The sequence below is a fragment of the Pseudoalteromonas pernae genome, assembly GCF_039831865.1.
Lineage (GTDB): Bacteria > Pseudomonadota > Gammaproteobacteria > Enterobacterales > Alteromonadaceae > Pseudoalteromonas > Pseudoalteromonas pernae.
The window spans coordinates 831,137-849,364 of record NZ_JBDODM010000002.1 but is presented as its reverse complement, the minus strand read 5'-3'; the positions used below and the strand labels follow the sequence as shown (position 1 = coordinate 849,364).

Annotated in this window: 11 protein-coding genes; 6 read left to right on the top strand and 5 right to left on the bottom strand. The window is 44.5% G+C overall.

All coding sequences use genetic code 11. The features are described from left to right. Nucleotides 1-6 precede the first annotated feature (6 nt). Nucleotides 7-459, bottom strand: coding sequence for a hypothetical protein (locus tag V1358_RS08035; protein WP_347393141.1), 453 nt, complete (start codon nucleotides 457-459; stop codon nucleotides 7-9). Between the two features lie 130 nt (nucleotides 460-589). After that, the gene (locus tag V1358_RS08030; protein ID WP_347393140.1) at nucleotides 590-1,528 is read right to left on the bottom strand and encodes a hypothetical protein; all 939 of its coding nucleotides are present in this window, start codon (nucleotides 1,526-1,528) and stop codon (nucleotides 590-592) included. A 230-nt stretch (nucleotides 1,529-1,758) separates the two neighbouring features. On the opposite strand from V1358_RS08030, the gene V1358_RS08025 reads away from it, so the two are divergent. From V1358_RS08025 to galE, 6 genes are all read left to right on the top strand, one after another. After that, nucleotides 1,759-10,098 carry an Ig-like domain-containing protein gene (locus V1358_RS08025; RefSeq protein WP_347393139.1) on the top strand — a complete coding sequence of 2,780 codons (8,340 nt, stop codon included), beginning with the start codon at nucleotides 1,759-1,761 and terminating at the stop codon, nucleotides 10,096-10,098. Between the two features lie 66 nt (nucleotides 10,099-10,164). After that, a complete protein-coding gene (locus V1358_RS08020) occupies nucleotides 10,165-11,049 on the top strand; it encodes a glycosyltransferase family 2 protein (protein WP_347393182.1) in 885 nt (294 codons plus the stop codon). Between the two features lie 57 nt (nucleotides 11,050-11,106). Further along, nucleotides 11,107-11,820 carry a glycosyltransferase family 2 protein gene (locus V1358_RS08015; RefSeq protein ID WP_347393138.1) on the top strand — a complete coding sequence of 238 codons (714 nt, stop codon included), beginning with the start codon at nucleotides 11,107-11,109 and terminating at the stop codon, nucleotides 11,818-11,820. A 3-nt stretch (nucleotides 11,821-11,823) separates the two neighbouring features. Next, the gene (locus V1358_RS08010; protein WP_347393137.1) at nucleotides 11,824-12,189 is read left to right on the top strand and encodes a DUF2304 domain-containing protein; all 366 of its coding nucleotides are present in this window, start codon (nucleotides 11,824-11,826) and stop codon (nucleotides 12,187-12,189) included. Between the two features lie 164 nt (nucleotides 12,190-12,353). Further along, nucleotides 12,354-13,229 (top strand): UTP--glucose-1-phosphate uridylyltransferase GalU, encoded by an 876-nt coding sequence (gene galU / locus V1358_RS08005; RefSeq protein WP_347390294.1) that lies wholly within the window; start codon nucleotides 12,354-12,356, stop codon nucleotides 13,227-13,229. 14 nt (nucleotides 13,230-13,243) lie between these two features. After that, nucleotides 13,244-14,260, top strand: a complete 1,017-nt coding sequence (gene galE, locus V1358_RS08000; protein ID WP_347393136.1) for a UDP-glucose 4-epimerase GalE — start codon at nucleotides 13,244-13,246, stop codon at nucleotides 14,258-14,260. 43 nt (nucleotides 14,261-14,303) lie between these two features. Here galE and V1358_RS07995 read toward each other — a convergent pair whose 3' ends face one another. From V1358_RS07995 to rsuA, 3 genes are all read right to left on the bottom strand, one after another. Further along, nucleotides 14,304-15,668, bottom strand: a complete 1,365-nt coding sequence (locus tag V1358_RS07995; protein ID WP_347393135.1) for an MBL fold metallo-hydrolase RNA specificity domain-containing protein — start codon at nucleotides 15,666-15,668, stop codon at nucleotides 14,304-14,306. A gap of 72 nt (nucleotides 15,669-15,740) precedes the next feature. Then, nucleotides 15,741-17,372: a methyl-accepting chemotaxis protein gene (locus V1358_RS07990; protein ID WP_347393134.1), complete on the bottom strand. Its 1,632-nt coding sequence runs from the start codon at nucleotides 17,370-17,372 to the stop codon at nucleotides 15,741-15,743. Between the two features lie 133 nt (nucleotides 17,373-17,505). Further along, nucleotides 17,506-18,210, bottom strand: a complete 705-nt coding sequence (rsuA, locus tag V1358_RS07985; RefSeq protein ID WP_347393133.1) for a 16S rRNA pseudouridine(516) synthase RsuA — start codon at nucleotides 18,208-18,210, stop codon at nucleotides 17,506-17,508. Nucleotides 18,211-18,228 lie beyond the last annotated feature (18 nt).

Below are 18,228 nucleotides of genomic sequence, written 5' to 3'. Positions count from 1 at the left end.
GTGCTCCTACCATTGATTACTTGCGTTGGCTGATTGCTCTTTAACATTGTCAAAGCGCTGTAACGTATTATGTTGCGAATTAAACGAGCCATTGATGACTTCCACACGCGTTAGTTTACGTTTTGCGTCTGCACCTCGACCGTTATTTAGATAGCTTTGCTCTTGCACCTCACCTAAAAATTCAATGGCTTTCACCTCATAGTTGAATTCACCATCATAAGGAAGCGATACCGAGCTTACATCAATATACGGTGAGTTGCTTTCAAAGCTCGTGGTAAAGCCGTCTTTACCTGTGATCGTAACAAGGTAGGTGTCGAAATGTTGCGCAGTTTCTAGCGTTATTGCGCTTTGTGAAATAGTGGCGCTCAGTGTCTTCGCAGCGATATTGCTTTGCGTATTGGCTGTAGCGCTCAGTGCTAAGCACATAGGAGCTACATATATTAGGTGACGCATATTCATTTTTGGGTCTCTTATCTTGATGTTGTGTGAGGTGACTATGTACTACATTAATATTAGTTTAACAGGCTTATCAAGTTGTGAAAATATGTAAATAAATTCATATCGAATTGATAGTGAAGCATTTTCACTATCAATTTTGCTTCTGCAAACGAATAGAGGCAACAAACTGCTTTAGCTTCGCCTCAAATTCTGAACTACTTTGCTGATTGTCCACTGCTTGAATAAGTAAAAATTTACCAGGGTTAGTTACAATCACTTGATTGATGGAGCGAGGCGCACCTTTATACAGGCAGTGAGTAGTGATCTGCGTTGCAGGAATTGAATCAACCGAGATTGCCGTATAGCTTCTTTCTTTGCAATCAGTTAATGCCTTACTGTGTTTCAGGAATAAATCGGAAAGCACTTTATGTTCCACTTTCTCTTTCTTTAGCCCACCATGGCTTAGAGTAATAAGTTCATCATTTTGACCATACAGCACTACCGAGTTGGTAGCGCGTTTACTAATAGTAAAGTAATCCACCGTATCAAAGCTAAATGGCAGACCGAGCAGTGCGCGTTCAGACATACTCGGGGCGTAGCTTGAGCGCAACAATGCTTGCTTCATCGGCGCGGCCAATTGATTTTCTAGGCTTTCAGGATAAGATGCCACGGCTCTCACTGTAGAAATTTCATCACCTGTAAGCAGCCAAAGCTTCTTATAGTAGAGACCATTTATCGCTTGCCTGAGTGTAAATAACCACGCTTCACCATTTCCATAGGGCACTTTTTGTTTGCTTTCTAATGTGAGTTTAAGTGTGGTTAGCTGCTCTTTAGAAAACGTGACGTTCACTAAGGACAAGGGCAGAGGTAACTCAGAAACTTCAATCTGTGCTCGCTGTTCGGTGTTTTCAAAACCTAAAAATTCCTGAGCAAGTACAAAACCTTTAGGTGGCGTGATGGTGATATCAGTGCCTTCATTGAGTTTAAAACTTTGAGCAACAGGCGTGCTTTGTTGTGTTGATTGGCATGCACTCAACAATAAAACCAACATAATGAGGAAACCTGATAAAACTGTGCGCATTTTGATCATTCATTACTCCAAATAATGCATATTTTACACTAAAATGTTTAAAGCTTGTTAATTACAGATCGTACCAGCTTACGCTTTCAGGGTAGATGTGAAATTTTTGATATAAAAAATAAGACTTTATAATTATACCCAGATACAATAGTAAAAGTTACATATTTTAATAAAATGTTGTTGCCGGATTAGCGACTAGACTAAACTTAAGCTTCAGCCGAAGGATCCAAGGGTATATTATGATAGTTTTTAAACGTGTAGGTAGAAAAGCCTTTGGGCGTTCCTTGCATGCATCTCTTTTTTCACTTTTGAGTATGTGGGCTAGTGCAGTAATGGCACTGCCAACCATAGAAGCGACCTTTGCGCCTACCACTATTGATAAGAGCACTTACACTGTACTTACGATAAGTTTAGATAACCCAGATCCAACCCCCTTTACCGATGGAGCTTTAACAGCAAACCTACCTGCTGGGTTAATACTTGGTGATGAGGCGTTTGTTACCCATGACTGTGGTGTTGAGTCTACTATCACGGCTCCTACAGGAGGCACTAGTATATCTTTTGCTGGAGTAGGATTAGGATTGTCACAAAGCTGTGATATATCTGTGTTAGTTAGCCCTACAACAGCGGGTGATTTCACGTTAACTACGGGAGATTTTACCTCATCAGCTGGTAACTCTGGGCCTGCTACAGATGATCTTTCGGTTCCAGATTTTGCTCGTTTTTCCTTGTCGGCTGCGGATGCGAACCTTAATGTTGGTGAATCAACTACATTAACTTTTTCCTTTAACTATCCAGCTGACACTAATTTTGTTCAATTTTCAGGCTCTTTGATATTGCCCGATGGGATGGCAGTGGCTTCAATACCGAATTACTCTACAGATTGTTTGTCCGGGCCAAGCATAACAGCAGGAAGTTCTTCAATAAATTTAAACACGACACTATTAAATACTAACCCGAACTGTTCGTTCAATGTAGACATAACGGCATCATCTGTGGGAACAAAGTTACTACAAACATCCTCCTTAACCATGCCGCCAAGCACCAACATTGGAATACAAGCCGCTGTTGTAGATGTACAGGTACCTGTGTTTGATGTAACCAGTGCCGCACCTATTGCTGCTGGTGGTGTCGCACAACTCGATTTTACTCTTAACAACTTTACCCGAGATACCGATTATACGAATGCGACATTTACGTTAGATTTAGATGCTGCACTGACAGGCTTGACAGCCCTAAGCTTACCACAGTCTGATATATGTGGCGCAGGCTCAAACCTTTCGGGTACCGACACGGTTACTTTGAGTGGAGGAAGTATTCCAGCTGGCGGTCAGTGTGAGTTTTCAATAATGGTCCAGGTGCCTGCTGGTGCAGCTGCGGGTACTTATCCATTGACTACATCAACATTGACGGCAGACGGGTTAACCGACACACCTGTTGCTACCACAGAGCTAATTGTTACATCTGCACCAAGCGTCACATTTGACTTACCTGTAAGTAGTATTCTGGCGGGTGAAGCGTTTGACTTGAATGCTACGTTGACCTCTAACTCTCTAAGCGATGATGCTACAAACGTTGCTTTCATAGTCGACATGCCAGCCGGATTCTCATTTTCTGGTCCTGTGAGCAATTTTTGTAACGGCAGTGGAACTATGAACCTGGCGTCTTTGGGGATTGATGACTTTGCTGTCAGTATTACCAATGTCACACTTACTGCAGGTTCAAGTTGCACCTTTTCAATACCGATGACTACCAGTACCGATCTAGGCGCTATAACCTATGGTTTTACGAGCGAAATAGGCAGTAGTTCTGTTGGCGGTCAATCAACGCCAATCTATCCTGCACCAACCGTAAACCTTGATATTCTCCCTCTGCCTAAAGTTAGGGTTAGCTTACCAAATGGTATCAAGCCAGGTGAATCAGGAAATGCGATCTTTGAGTTATCTTTAGCAAATGCCACAGGAATGCCGAACGCGGATAGTGTTGCATTTAACTTTGATTTGAACCAATTTGGCTTATCTACTACTCAGCCAAGCAATGGTAATGCTGACACTTTCTGTGGCGGTACTTTGCAAAATACTAATCAGGCATTAGCGTTTTCCAACGGTCAATTAGTCCCCGGTGAAACATGCAGCTTCAACGTCCCTGTTGTACTTGATAGTAGCGCTATATCAGGAACGAAATCATCTAATTTTGACCTTACCGCAAATATGGGCGGGGTTGCTGTTACCGCTGCTGCAACCGCGACCATGATCATCACTAGCTTTGAAGCCACAATGGAGGTAGTAGGTGATGTTCTGCCAGGCGAGATTGCTGTGCTTCGATACACGCTAAGCAATTACTCTGCAACTGAAGCAATGCAGGGAATCTCTTTTACACAAAACCTGAATTCTTCTATTAATAGCTTGTCTGCAAGTAGTTTGCCTGCAACGCCCTGTGGCGCGGGTTCCACGATAACAGGCACAACGAATCTCGTATTCAGTGGGGGCGAGCTGGCAGCAGGAGACAGTTGTGTATTTGAAGTTGATGTACTCTTGCCTGCGGCCACGAGCTATGGAAGTTATGAAACAATCACATCTAACTTTAACTTGAACGAAGGAGCTCAACCGATATCTGTGAGCCCAGCGCGCACCGTATTTGAGGTGATAGAGCCAATTACTCTCAGCCATACTTTTGATAAAGATGTTTATGTTAGTGGAGAGTCAATATTGCTTACATATTCATTAAGCAATATCACGAGCACCAAAAACTTTACCGCTGTTGGCTTTACTCACGACCTTGATGCTGCTTTGACTGGATTGCAGCGCCAAGGTACAGCGGTAAGTTCAAATACCTGCTCAGCTGATGTGTCTGGTACATCTGCACTTACTATCAATAATATCAGTTTAAATGCGGCGACTAGTTGTGAAATTCAGTTAGAATTAATCGCGCCAACAGTGAGCAACACTACATTATTTGACTCTGTGACATCTGCGCTGAGTGCAACTCTTGGGGCGAGCAATTACCAGCTCTCAAGCTCAAGTACGCAGGCGAGTGTTATTGCAAGTGCGGCTATCATCGCGACATCAATTGCGACGCCATCGAGTACCGCAACCAATTCAGGTCCTGTTGATTTTCCAGTTACCTTCACTAACGCTGATCAGGTCAATTTAATCACCAGCAATATCGAATTAATTTCATCAGGCACGGCGACCGCTACTGTGAGTGTGACAGCTGGTGATACTGCAACACCCACGGTTACACTAGGCAATATCTCGGGCGATGGTACGCTGGAATTCAATATTCTTGCCGGGGCAGCTAGAAACAATGCAGGCAACACCTCAGAGCTAGTCAGCTCGGCACCTATCACTGTGGACAATACCTCTCCTCAACTTTTGCTTAGCTCGGCGGATAACGGAAGTATTATTAATAGCCCATTTACCATCAGCTTAGACTTTAGTGCTGAGTCTGAAGTGCTGACGTTTACTAACAATGATTTGCAGCTGACCAATGCAACCGTTGAATCATTTACTGTTACCGCGGGAAATAGCACTACCGCAACAGTGACTCCTATCACCGATGGAACCGTGACTGTTGCCATACAAGCTGGTGTAATTAGTGACGCTGTTGGCAACCCTGTTAGCGCGCAAAGTGTGTCGCTTACTTATGATGATACTCAACCTACCGCTAACATCAGTGCGCCAGCCCAGAATATTAATGCGCCAGTGACAGCGACAGTCCAGTTCTCTGAACCAGTCACTGGCTTTGGCTTTGCAAGTTTAACGGCGTCGAACGCCAACCTTTCTAACATCCAAACTATTTCGACAAGTGAATACACCGTTGATATCTCACCAAATAATGAGGGGGCAGTTACTGTTGATGTAAATGCAGGTGGTGTATTGGATGCTGCGGGCAACGGTAACTTAACTGATTCATTGGCGCTTACCTATGATATCAGTGCGCCAGTATTAACAATAAATGGGCCTGCTAGCGCTCAATCCATGCCATTTAATGTGTTCTTTAGCTTCAATGAAAGTGTACAGAACTTTATTGTTGATGATGTGCAGCTAACGAATGCCTCAATAAGTAACTTCTCAGGCTCTGGTGCAAGCTACAGTGCATTAATAACACCAACCGCTGATGGCTCTGTGGAAGTATCTGTTGCTGCCAATATAGCAACCGACTTAGCGACTAACCCTAATACTGCAGATACCTTCAACGTGGTGTTTGACTCGGTTGCACCTACCGTGCAGTTGGTTGGCCCTACAATCGATGTTAATGGTGTTTTCACCATTGATATTAATTTTAATGAAAGCGTGACTGGTTTAGCTCTTGATGATTTCACGCTCGATAATGTCACGCTGTCAAATTTGACAGGTTCGGGTAATGCATATCAAGTGGACGCTACGCCAATTCAGCATGGACCGGCATCAGTAACACTTAACAGCGCAGCTGTTGAAGATGTTGCGGGCTTAACAAATGCTGCAGCAAACTACAGCGTTAATGTTGATATTGTGCCGCCAAGTGTCGCAATTAATACTAATAGTTCAGTGGTTAATGCCGCCGTGACTGCAGTAGTTGCATTTAGCGAAGATGTGAGTGGCTTTACTGCCAATGACGTGACTACAGCAAATGCTCAAATCACTAATTTCAATGCGATATCTGCATCAGAATATGAACTGGAAGTGACCCCGGTTGCTGAAGGGGACTTTACCATTCAAGTTCCAGCAAATATTGCGAGTGATACCGCTGGTAATACTAATACCTCTAGCCAAGAAGCACTGTGGAGTTACGATATAACAGCCCCTGTGGTTGAGATCGTTGTGCCAACCTCTGAGCAATCAGGGGCCTTCCAAGTTGAGTTTAATTTCAACGAATCAGTGTCAGGGTTTGATGCCACAAGTCTGATAATTAACAACGGTGTGCTATCTAATTTTGCTGGGAGTGCACAGGCATACAGCGCCACCGTCACCCCCACCGCTGATGGTTTGAGCACAATTACCGTTGTTGCTGGCACCGCCGCTGATGAGGCGGGTAACACTAATATTGAAGCAAGCGCGTCTGTTACAGCTGATTTAACAGCGCCAACGGCTACTCTGACAGGCCCTGTGGGTATTCAAACTCAAGCATTTGATGTGAACATCGCATTTTCTGAAGCAGTCACTGGATTTGCACTAACAGATATCAATGTTGCTAATGGTGCTGCTAGTAACCTTGTTGGTGGCGCGCCTAATTACACGGTGACTATCGAGCCGGCTCAAGATGGAAATGTACTAATTACGGTTCCAGCAGGCGCAGCACAGGATAATGCAGGTAATGATAATCTCTCGGCAACAACGTCGATTGTGTATGATGGCAGTGCACCGAGCTTGAGTATTTCAACTGCGAATAACTCCGTTACCGCGCCTTTTGTTGCAACCTTTAGCTTTAGTGAGAGTGTGCAAGGATTTGATGCCGCAGATATTAATGCTATTAACGCAGAGGTGAGTGACTTCGCCGGAAGTGGTAGCCAATACTCAGCGCTGGTTACGCCCAGTGCAGACGGTCTTGTCACTATAACTGTTGAGGCAAATGCCGCGGTTGATGTAGCGTCAAACGGCAACGACTATGCTAGTTTAGCTGTTACCTATGATGGTACACCACCAACGGTAGTTATCTCTGGCCCTGCCAGTGTTAGTGAGGCGTTTACTGTAGACTTGAGCTTCAGTGAGACGATTACTGGGCTTGATAGCAGCGACATAACTATGATGAATGGCCAAGTATCCAATATTACTGGCTCTGGGGCTAACTATAGTGCGACAATTTCACCAACTAGCGTGGGTGATGTGTCTATTAGCATTGAGGCGGGTAGGGTCGTCGATTTATTTGGCAATGCTAACCTTGCGTCTGCTGCGTTTGTTACCAACTATGCACCAGAGGTATTAGAGCTTTCCTCTCGATTCCCAAGTGGTGGTGCAAGTGGTGTCGCCTTAGATGCTGTAGTCTCCTTTACCTTCAATCAGTCAATTAGCGCTGTTGGCGGTAAAACGTTGACTCTAAGCTCTGCTGCGGGCCAAGTATTTAGCGTTGATGTAACAAACTTGAGTCTCTCAGGTAATACACTTACAGCTGCGGCGTCTGAACTAAAGGCGAATACAACTTACACTGTGCAGCTTGAGCAGGGTGCCTTTGTTACCGAATCGGGAGTGACGAATAAAGCTATACAGTGGCAATTTACTACTCTATCGGCCGACATTAAGGCAGCTGACGACTTTGTAAATACTGATGAAGACACTGCTGTCAGCTTCTTCCCTCTTGCGAATGATGATGGCGGTTCGAGCGACATTGATACGTCATCCTTAGTGATTTTACAAAGTGCCTCGGGTCAGGTTAGTGTCGTTGCGAGCACTGGTGAGGTTACCTATACACCTGTAGCCGACTTCTATGGTACCGATTCGTTTACATACCAATTCAGCAATCAAGATGGTGAGACCTCAAATGAGGCTACTGTGTCAATCACTGTTGCTTCAGTGAATGATACGCCTGTCTTTGTCAGTGAGCCGTTACAGAGTGCGATTGTTGGTGAGGTTTATGAGTATCAAGCTGAAGTAGAAGATGACAGTGATAACCTAACCATAACGGCAGTAACGAAACCGGATTGGTTAACCTTCGATGGCATTGATACTTTATCGGGAACGCCTTCCGACGAGCAACTCGATCAGACGTTCACAGTGACTCTTGAAGTTTCTGATGGAGAATTAACACAAGAACAATCGTTTAATATTGAAGTTGTTGACGTTGCACTCATTGAGTTATCACTTCATTACAAATGGTCTCAACGTCCGCTTGTGATTGGTGAGACACAAACATTGACGCTAGACGTTAAGAATGATTCTGATTTGGATGCCTTGGTGGATGAGTTATCACTCACCATTGTTGGTGGAGAGTTCAGTTCAATGGATGAAATATGCTCAAAAGATGACGTTTTATCTTGTTTGAGTGGTCAAACAATACTGTCTGGTGAAACGACATCGTTGCAGTTTGAAGTCGGCGCTTCGGAAACAGGCTCTGTAAAAGTTAATGCGAATTTGTCTGGCTCTAACATTGAGACTGTCAGTAAGTTCACACAGGTTCTTGTGACAAATACACGCTCAGATCAAGGTGGTGCTCGTTATGAAAATATCAATGCCTCTAAGTTAACATTTGGTGATATTGACAATGATGGTGACATCGATGTTATTCTGCTATCCGATAATTCAGTTACAGCGTTGATAAATGATGGCTCAGGTCTCTTGTCTGAGGCTCTGGTTATCAGTAATGAAATATCAGCCAAGACAGTTCGAATTGCAGATATTAATGCTGATGAGCTCAATGACGTTGTATTTGCTGGCGCAGAGGGTGTTGGCCTTATACTTGCGAGTGCGAGTGGAACATTTGATAAACCTGTAATGCTCAATACGTTGGATACACGTTCTATTGAAGTTGTTGACGTGGACCTAGACGGTGCGCTTGATATCGTGCAACTTTATAAGGCGCAGCCCGGATTCAATGTTATTCTCCAACCATTTGAGCCAATAGAAGGAAACGGCCCAGCATTGACCAGTCTAACAATCACGGCTCCGAGCATTGATTTGATAAGCTCAGCGCTATTTGATGTGAATGGTGATGGTAACCTAGATGTTGTTATGGGAGCTGATGGGGCTAATGTTCACGTGATTGTTGCTGGAAGTGATGTTCTTAGTGATATTGCCGTGGACTCTGCTGTTAGCGTCGCTGTAGCTGATGTAGACCAAAATGCAGAAGACGAGCTCTATATGACTAATGGAGAGCAGTTGTACGCATTCAGCCAAGGTGAGCTGACTGAAATTAACTTGGGTGTAGCTTCCTATCTATCCTTGCAAGGTATTGGTAAGACATTGATTATCGAAACGCAAGAAAGTGAGTTGGTATTCTTAGGCTTTGATGGCGAGTACAGGTTGGGTACGGGTGTCTTCGAGCCTTCAATGAGCAACTATCTGATCGTAGATTTAGATCAAGATGGCCAGCCAGAGCTATTGCTGTTGGACGAAGTTCAAGCGACACTTGATGTAAGGTTTAATCAAGGTGAAGGTAACTTTGGTGAGCAGAAAGCTGATGTCGCACTTGAATTGACTTCGACAGATGAGATCAGTGTGTTCATCGGTGATGAATACACGATTGAGGCCGATGTTATGATTGCTCTGGGTTATGCTAGTGATGTAACACTGCGCTTTAACACACCGCAATCACTGGTATCTGTATCTGTTGATGGAGAAAGCTGTGACCTAGTCACTGAAGGAGCTAATACAGAGTGTATGCTTGGCTCCCTTGGTACAGAGAGTGTTAAAACAGTATTGGTAACCTTTAAGGCGCAAAGTGAAGGTCAATTCACTCACAACTTTTTAGTCGAGTCTGTTACAGATGATACTAATGTAGACAACAACACGTTTGAAGTGTCAGCTAAGGTTACTCAAAAGGCTGAACCACCGGTTGTTGAACCTGAACCTAAAAAATCTTCAGGTGGTTCTTCTTCGCTGTTGTTGATCTGGCTATTGTTGGCGATGGCACCCCTTAGATTTAAAGTTAAAGGACGTAGACTGTAGATTTAACTAGTTGAAGTGATAATATCGGGCCTGTATCAATAATTTTGGGCAAATGTTTTGATAACAGTGGCGATACCTTGTTACAGGTCCGATCCAGAGAAACTAAAATCAGCGGTCCAGTCAGTATTAGAACAAAGCAGTGGGGACTGGACGTTGCATCTCGTTGATGGCAATCAACAGCCTGATCCATTCCTACACCAACTTGTAAAACGTTGCTCCTCTAGTTCTGTACACTATGTCCGTAATGAAACCGATCGCTCGATGGCTGGTAATTGGAACTTTGCTTTTGCTAGTGCTAAAACGGAGCTTGTTGTTTTACTCCATGATGATGATTTCCTTGCCCCAGATTACATTTCTGAAATGGTCGACTTAACAACGCGCCACCCTAACGCGAGTGCTTACTTCTGTGATGTAAATTTAGTCAATGATGATGGAGTTAAAACGTCAACATTGGCAGATACCATTAAAAGCCACATTAGGCCCAATACAGATGAAATTGAGTTGGTTGGCGATTCAGGGCTCGCATCATTGCTTAAAGGGTGCTTTATTTTTTGTCCCACTATAGTTTATCGCAAATCCAAGCTACCTAATCAGCCCTTCGACAATACTTGGCAAATGGTCACTGACTTGCAATTCTATGTACAGTGCTTGATAAATAATAAAAGCATTGTGGGAACAGGAAAAAAACTATTCTACTATCGGCGACATAGTTGTAATCAAACTGCAATTCTTACAGATAATTTACTTCGTTTTAAGGAGGAGTTGAACCTCTATGACCGTCTTATACCTGAGCTTACCCACGCTGGATGGAGCAGAAGCCTGTTTCACGCAAAATATAAGGTAATTATTAGATTACACTTGTTGTACCGTGCCACAATAGAATTGTTAAAGGGCCGCCTATCAAAAGTGAAGCAAATTATCGCACTGGCTGCCTCTAGGAGAGCAAGGTAGTCAATCAGGGCGATACGAGGTAAACTTGGAGCCTAACAAAGATTCAAGGATATAATTTTGTCGTCGCCACTGGTTGTAATTCCTGCGCACAATGAAGAAAAATCGATAGCAGGTGTTATTCAAGATTTAAAAAAAGAGGGATTTTGCAACATTCTTGTGGTAGACGATGCTTCAACGGATAACACGTATGCTGTTGCCTCTGAAGAGGCTCTCGTTATCTCTCTTCCATACAATCTAGGCGCATGGAAAGCTACTCAAACAGGTATCCGCTATGCGTATGAACAAGGCATAGAGCAAGTCATTACCTTTGATGCTGACGGTCAGCATCTTGCTTCGACTTTACATCCTCTACTTAAATTTCATCAAGATAATAAGTGCGATATCGTGATTGGTTCATGCGTGTCTCGGGGGAGTTTTGCGAGGCATATCGCATGGGGAATGTTTCGAAAGTTATCAGGCGTAGAGGTGCGTGATTTGACATCAGGGCTTAGAGTTTACAATCGTCGAGCAATGGCGGTATTGAGTTCAGAGCAAGCAACCTTGTTAGAGTATCAAGATGTGGGTGTTTTATTATTACTAAAGACCTTCTCAGTGTCTAAAGCTGAAGTTAAAGTACTAATGAGTAAAAGAAAAGATGGAATTTCTCGTATTTTTTATTCTTGGGGTGCTGTGGCTTATTACATGGCATACACAACGATGCTGTGTTTGAGTAAAATAGCCAAAACACATCGATTTTCGATGAAAGAATCATCATCCTTTTTGAGGGATTAAGCTTTGGCGTACTATCAAATATTTACTTCTTTTGTCGCTGCCATTTTTTTCATCGTCGTTTTTGTACTTATTCGCCGTGATTCAATCTTGATGGGTGCTGCATTTAGATGGTTTGCCATTGCCTTGATTGCACTTGTTCTTGGGTTTTATCCAAAAATAGCCGATATTGCAGCTTCTTGGATCGGGATATCTTACCCGCCAATATTACCCGTCACACTTGCTTGCCTGTTACTAATGGTCAAGGTGCTTATTGCTGATATTGAAAGAGCAAAAACCCAAATTAAGTTGGACAGGTTAGCTCAACGAGTTGCTATATTGGAGCTCGAAGTGAAGCAAAAAGTCCGCAGTGATAACAGTGGAAGCATATAGCCGGCAGCTTCGAAGCAGATTCTAGTTTGTGAAAAAGAGCCAGCGATTAATTTTACACGTTCGAGACATTCAGATAAATTATTAAACAGTCTTGTTAATGGTAATCAAGTTATATAAACCGGCAAGTTTATGTAATCTAAAGTAAAAAATAGGGAAAATGTTAGATGAAAGCTGTTATCCCCGTCGCAGGTCTTGGCACACGTATGCTGCCTGCAACCAAAGCTATTCCCAAAGAAATGCTTCCTCTGGTTGATAAACCGCTCATTCAATACATCGTCAATGAATGTGTGAACGCGGGGATCAAAGAAATCATCCTAGTTACCCACTCGTCTAAAAACTCCGTTGAGAACCACTTCGATACCAGTTTCGAGCTTGAAGTGACCTTAGAAAAGCGTGTTAAGCGCCAGCTTCTCGATGAAGTGCGCTCTATTTGCCCAGCAGATGTTACGATTATCGGTGTACGCCAAGGCGAAGCCAAAGGTCTGGGGCACGCGATTATGTGTGCGCAGCCGATTGTTGGTGATAGTCCATTTGTAGTGGTTCTGCCGGATGTGATTTTAGATGAATATAGTGCAGACCAAACAACAGAAAATTTGGCAGCGATGATTAAGCGTTTTGAGCAAACTAATGCCAGCCAAATCATGCTCGAAGCGGTTGCTCAGCAAGATGTGAGCAAATATGGTATTGCGGATGTCAACGGCGAGCACATTGAGCCGGGGCAAAGTACTGTGATCAAAACCATGGTAGAAAAGCCGAAAGTTGAGGATGCGCCATCAAATCTCGCTGTAGTGGGGCGTTATGTGTTGTCTCATAACATATGGCCTTTATTACGCAAGACCCCAGTTGGTGCTGGTGGTGAGATTCAGTTAACTGATGCGATTGATATGCTGATTGAACAAGAGCCAGTAGAGGCGTTTCGTATGAGTGGTATTTCCCACGATTGCGGCGACAAGATGGGGTATCTAAAAGCATTTGTGCGTTATGCTCAAAAGCACTCAGAATTGGGTGAGCAATTCACGCAGCACATTAAAAGTTTGTAATTTAAGGCAGTAGTATGAGCATCTTAGTCACAGGCGGCGCGGGATATATCGGTTCCCACACGGTATTAGAGCTATTGAATCAAGGCGCTGATGTGGTGGTTTTTGATAACCTCAGTAACGCATCAAAAGAGTCTTTGAACCGTGTTGAAGTGATTACTGGTAAGTCGATAACCTTTATTGAAGGAGACATCCGCGATAAAGCTGCGCTGGACAAGGTGTTTCGCGACTTTACTATCACCAGTGTGGTTCACTTCGCAGGTCTAAAAGCGGTTGGTGAGTCGGTTGCAAAGCCTGTTATGTATTATCAAAACAATGTGCAAGGGTCACTCACTTTGATTGATGCGATGCGCGATGCAGGTGTTTTCTCCTTGGTATTTAGCTCATCCGCAACGGTCTATGGTGACCCTGAATACTTGCCGATTGATGAGCAGGCAAAAGTGGGCGGCACAACGAATCCTTACGGCACCTCAAAATTAATGGTTGAGCAAATCTTACAAGATGTTGCTAAATCAGACTCGCGTTGGCGCTTTGCTATTCTTCGCTATTTCAATCCTGTTGGCGCTCACCACAGTGGTCAAATTGGTGAGGATCCTAACGGTATCCCAAATAACTTACTGCCTTATATCTCTCAAGTTGCAGTGGGTAAACTGGCCCAGCTAGGTGTGTTTGGAGATGACTACAACACCAAAGATGGCACAGGGGTACGCGATTATATCCATGTGGTTGATTTAGCGCTTGGTCACTTGCGTGCGCTTGAGAGATTAGAGCAGCATGCGGGTGTTCATATTTACAACCTAGGCACGGGAAATGGTTATTCCGTGTTGGAAATGGTGCATGCCTTTGAGCAAGCATCTGGCAAGCCAGTCCCTTATAACATTGCGCCTCGTCGAGACGGTGATATAGCTTCATGTTATGCTAGCCCGCAAAAAGCCTGGGATGAGTTAGGGTGGAAAGCTGAGCGTGGTCTCAACGAGATGATGATTGATACGTGGCGTTGGCAAAGTCAAAACCCCAACGGGTACCATGATTAGAAAGTGAAAAGGAGTCGTCAGGCTCCTTTTTAATACGGCAAGGTTATGTTGCTATTTCTATTTTGACATTGTGACTGAGTATGTCTTTTAACTTCTGAGCCAATGCCGCCTTTGCGTCTTCGTCCCCATGTACAATTTTGATATGGCTGGGCTTTTTTCTTATTCCTTTTACAAAACGCACTAAGTTAGCTTGGTCGGCGTGAGCACTGTACCCACTGATGGTGTGAATTTGCGCACGTATATCAATGCGTTGATTATTTAGCACAACATAACCGCCTCGAGGTCCGTACTTTTGAATATCTCGCCCCGGCGTGCCGCTTCCTTGATAACCAACAAAAATAACGTCTGCGGTGGGTTCATCTAAAAAGGCTTCCAAGTAATTAACGATGCGACCGCCACTGCACATGCCGCTGGCGGCGATGACTATGGCGGGTTTATGTCGGCGCTTGAGGTATTGAATCGTTGCCTCATGTTCTTGATGTGTGTCGATTGTATATAGATGCTCAAAGTTAAGCGGGTGGCGCCCTTTAGCCACTCTAGATTTTGCTTCTTCGTCCCACAGAGATTTAAAGCGGCGATATTGCGCGGTGAAGTTAGCCGCCATGGGTGAGTCAACGATTACTTCAATGTCATGCCAAAATGAGCGTTTTGGCGCGCTGTGGATCATTTGCTCTAACTCGTAAAGCAACTCCTGTGTGCGGCCAATGCTAAATGCGGGTATCAGCACTACACCCTTATCGGCCACTGCACGTTCTATCACTTGTTTGAGGCGTTTAGCGCGTATTTTCCGCCCTTCGTGGAGCTTGTCACCGTAGGTTGACTCGATAACCAAAGTATCAGCTTTGTAAGGTGGCTTCGGAGAGGGGAGTAACGGCGTGTAAGGCGCGCCCAAATCACCTGAAAAAACAAAGCGATGTGTGTCATTGCCATTTCCCACGTCAATCTCTATATAGGCTGAGCCGAGAATATGCCCAGCTCGTTGTAATCTAAATCGCGCAGGGGAGCTTATTTCATCCAGTGTCTGCCATTGTTTGAAGGAGATGGGTTTCAATTGGCGTTTAAGCAGGCGTAAGCATGTTTCAACAAGCTCGGGGTCTTGTGTTACACCAATTTTAAGAGCGTCTTCTATGACCAAAGGCAAAAGCTCGGCGGTAGCTTGTGAGGCATAAATAGGCCCAGTGACCCCCGCAGCAAGTAGGTAAGGTGTGCGTCCAACATGGTCGATATGGCAGTGGGTGACGAGTAAGGCTTTAACTGTATTTATATCGAAGTCTATACTGAGATCGTGCCTAGACTCTTCGCCTTGAAACATCCCACAATCCACTAGGATTGACTCGGTGTTGCTGATAATAAGTTGATGGCATGACCCAGTTACCCCCTTGACCGCTCCGTGGTGAATAATACGCATATGCGCTCCTTCTATGGTCTATAAACAAACTATAGGGGAACGCTTAGGGTGTTGTAAATGTACCTGAGTTCGTTAAATTTCGAACTTGTCAGTTTCGTTTTCTAAGCGCGCAGTCAAATCGCGCATGCTCTCCGATGCCGCATGAGCATGTTTAGATACTTTTGCTGTGTTTGCAGCAGTATCTGAGATCACCACAATGCGCGATGCAGTGTCTTCGCCAGCTGCCAATTGCTCCTTGGCCGCACCTGCAATCTCAACACTCATACTCGCCAATGAGCTTAATGACTGAGCAATATGAGCAAGCTCATCACTGACGCGTTGCGACTTACTCACGGTTTGCTCACTGGTATCTACACTTTGTTGCACAGACTGTTTTGCATCTACAGTGGCGTTTTGTAACTTTACTATCATGCTACGGATTTCTTCGGTGCTGCTTTGGGTGCGCTGCGCCAATTGCCTAACTTCATCGGCTACCACGGCAAAGCCTCGGCCTTGCTCTCCTGCTCTGGCTGCTTCAATCGCGGCATTTAAAGCCAGCAGGTTGGTTTGTTCGGCAATACTTTGGATAACCGCAAGTACGTTGGCAATATTATTCACTTCTTCATCTAGGATCTGAATGTTATTACCAGCGCTGTCAATTTGTTGCTCTAAAAGGGAAATGGCATGCATTGCCTCTTTTGTCAGTGCATTGGCGGCTTGACCTTGCTGCTCTGCATCATTAACTGCGAACGCGGCCTGGTCGGCTAAATCCACCACACTTTGCGCTGAGGCGGTGAGCTCTGTAATCGCAGATGCGACTAGCTCAGTTTCTTGTTGCAGTGATTGCGTAAGCTGCTCCAGTTCTAACGAACGCTTATCCGAATCACCACTTTGCTGCATCAGCACTTCACTCACGTCTTTAATACCACTGACCACGCCCTTGAGGCCTTGCTGCATGTATTGCATATTGGCGACGATGCTATCCGTTTGCGTACCTTGCGCGGTAATCGGAGTATTGAGACGACCACGAGATATTTCGGTAACTACGTGCTTTACAGTACTCAATTCGCCACCTAACGCGTTACTTAAAGCAAAGCCATATTTAGCTAATGCGAGCGTTAATAGCACGGCGATGGTGAGTGAGAAGCCTAATAACCAGCTCGCAGTTTCCCAATAGCGCTCATCGACTTCTTTATAGCTAATACCGGTGCCAATATACCAACCCCAGTCAGGCGTTTTTTGCACCACAGAGGTGAGATCGACCACTTCGCCGTTGCGTTCAGAGTTCCAATGGTAGGTAATGATTTGCCCGGTTTTACTCCCTACAAGGGTTTGAACCATCTCACCAATGCTTTGCCCTTGAGCATCGCGGAAGTCATTGAAGCTAGTGCCATGCAGTTGTGGGTCATGTGGCGCGGCGATAAAGTTTAACTCTTTATCGACCACATAGACGTATTCGGAGTCGTGATACTTATTCTCACGTAAAATTTGGCTGGCGAATTGCTGCGCTTGCTCTGCGCTTAATTTGCCTTGTGCAGCCAGTTGTTCAAATTCTTCGACAATATTAACTGTGCTACTCATGAGCTGGTTAATACGCGCGATATTGTCCTTTTCACTGGCATGGCGCAGTGCTTGAAGGCCCATTAGCGAGACCGCAACGAGAGCGACAAACAACATTGCCGCAAAGGCGATAATTTTGCCTCGTAGAGAAAGAGATAATAACAAGGTGCACCCCTAATTATTCGACTAATTAGGATACAAGTAACACCTTTTTAACTTAGATTTAAGTGCAAAACGTCGAAAACGGATATTCGAGAGATGAAAAAATCTAATAATCTTTTTTAGGAACAACAATAAGTTATAAAACTGACGTCACTTCTTGCTCAGTCAAAAAGCGGTACTCGCCTGGTGCAAGGTCATCATCTAGCGCGATCCCCGCAATCGATTCACGATGCAGAGTAACAACCTTATTACCCACCGCTGCAAGCATGCGCTTCACTTGGTGATATTTACCTTCCACGATGTGTAACCTGATTTGGTATGGCGCTATCACTTCTACTTTGGCAGGCAGAGTTAGTTCGCGCTCACCATGCAGTTGCACACCTGTTTCCAGCGCTTCAATATCAGCATCTTCTAAAGGCTGAGCAATTTCAGCCAAGTAGGTCTTGTACTTTTGCTTTTTCGGGCTCGTGATTTGGTGAGTCCATTGGCCATCGTTGCTGATTAGCACCAAACCCGTTGTGTCTATATCCAATCGACCGGCGATATGCAGTTCGCTCATATTAGGCTCATCCAGCAAGTCCAACACGGTGTCATGCAAATCGTCACTGTTGGCACACACATAGCCCTCTGGTTTATTGAGCATGATGTAACGTAATCCTTGATAAGTAATCACCTCACCATCGAGCATGATTTCGTCCTGCTCAGTCACTTGTTTATCAAGCTGTCTAGTGACTTCGCCGTTAACGGTGACACGCTTTTTTTTAATTGCCGCTTTGGCATGCGTACGAGGTATTTCAGCTAGGTTGCTAATAAACTTATCTAAACGGCAAGGGAACTTCATTGGGCATGGACTTAAACT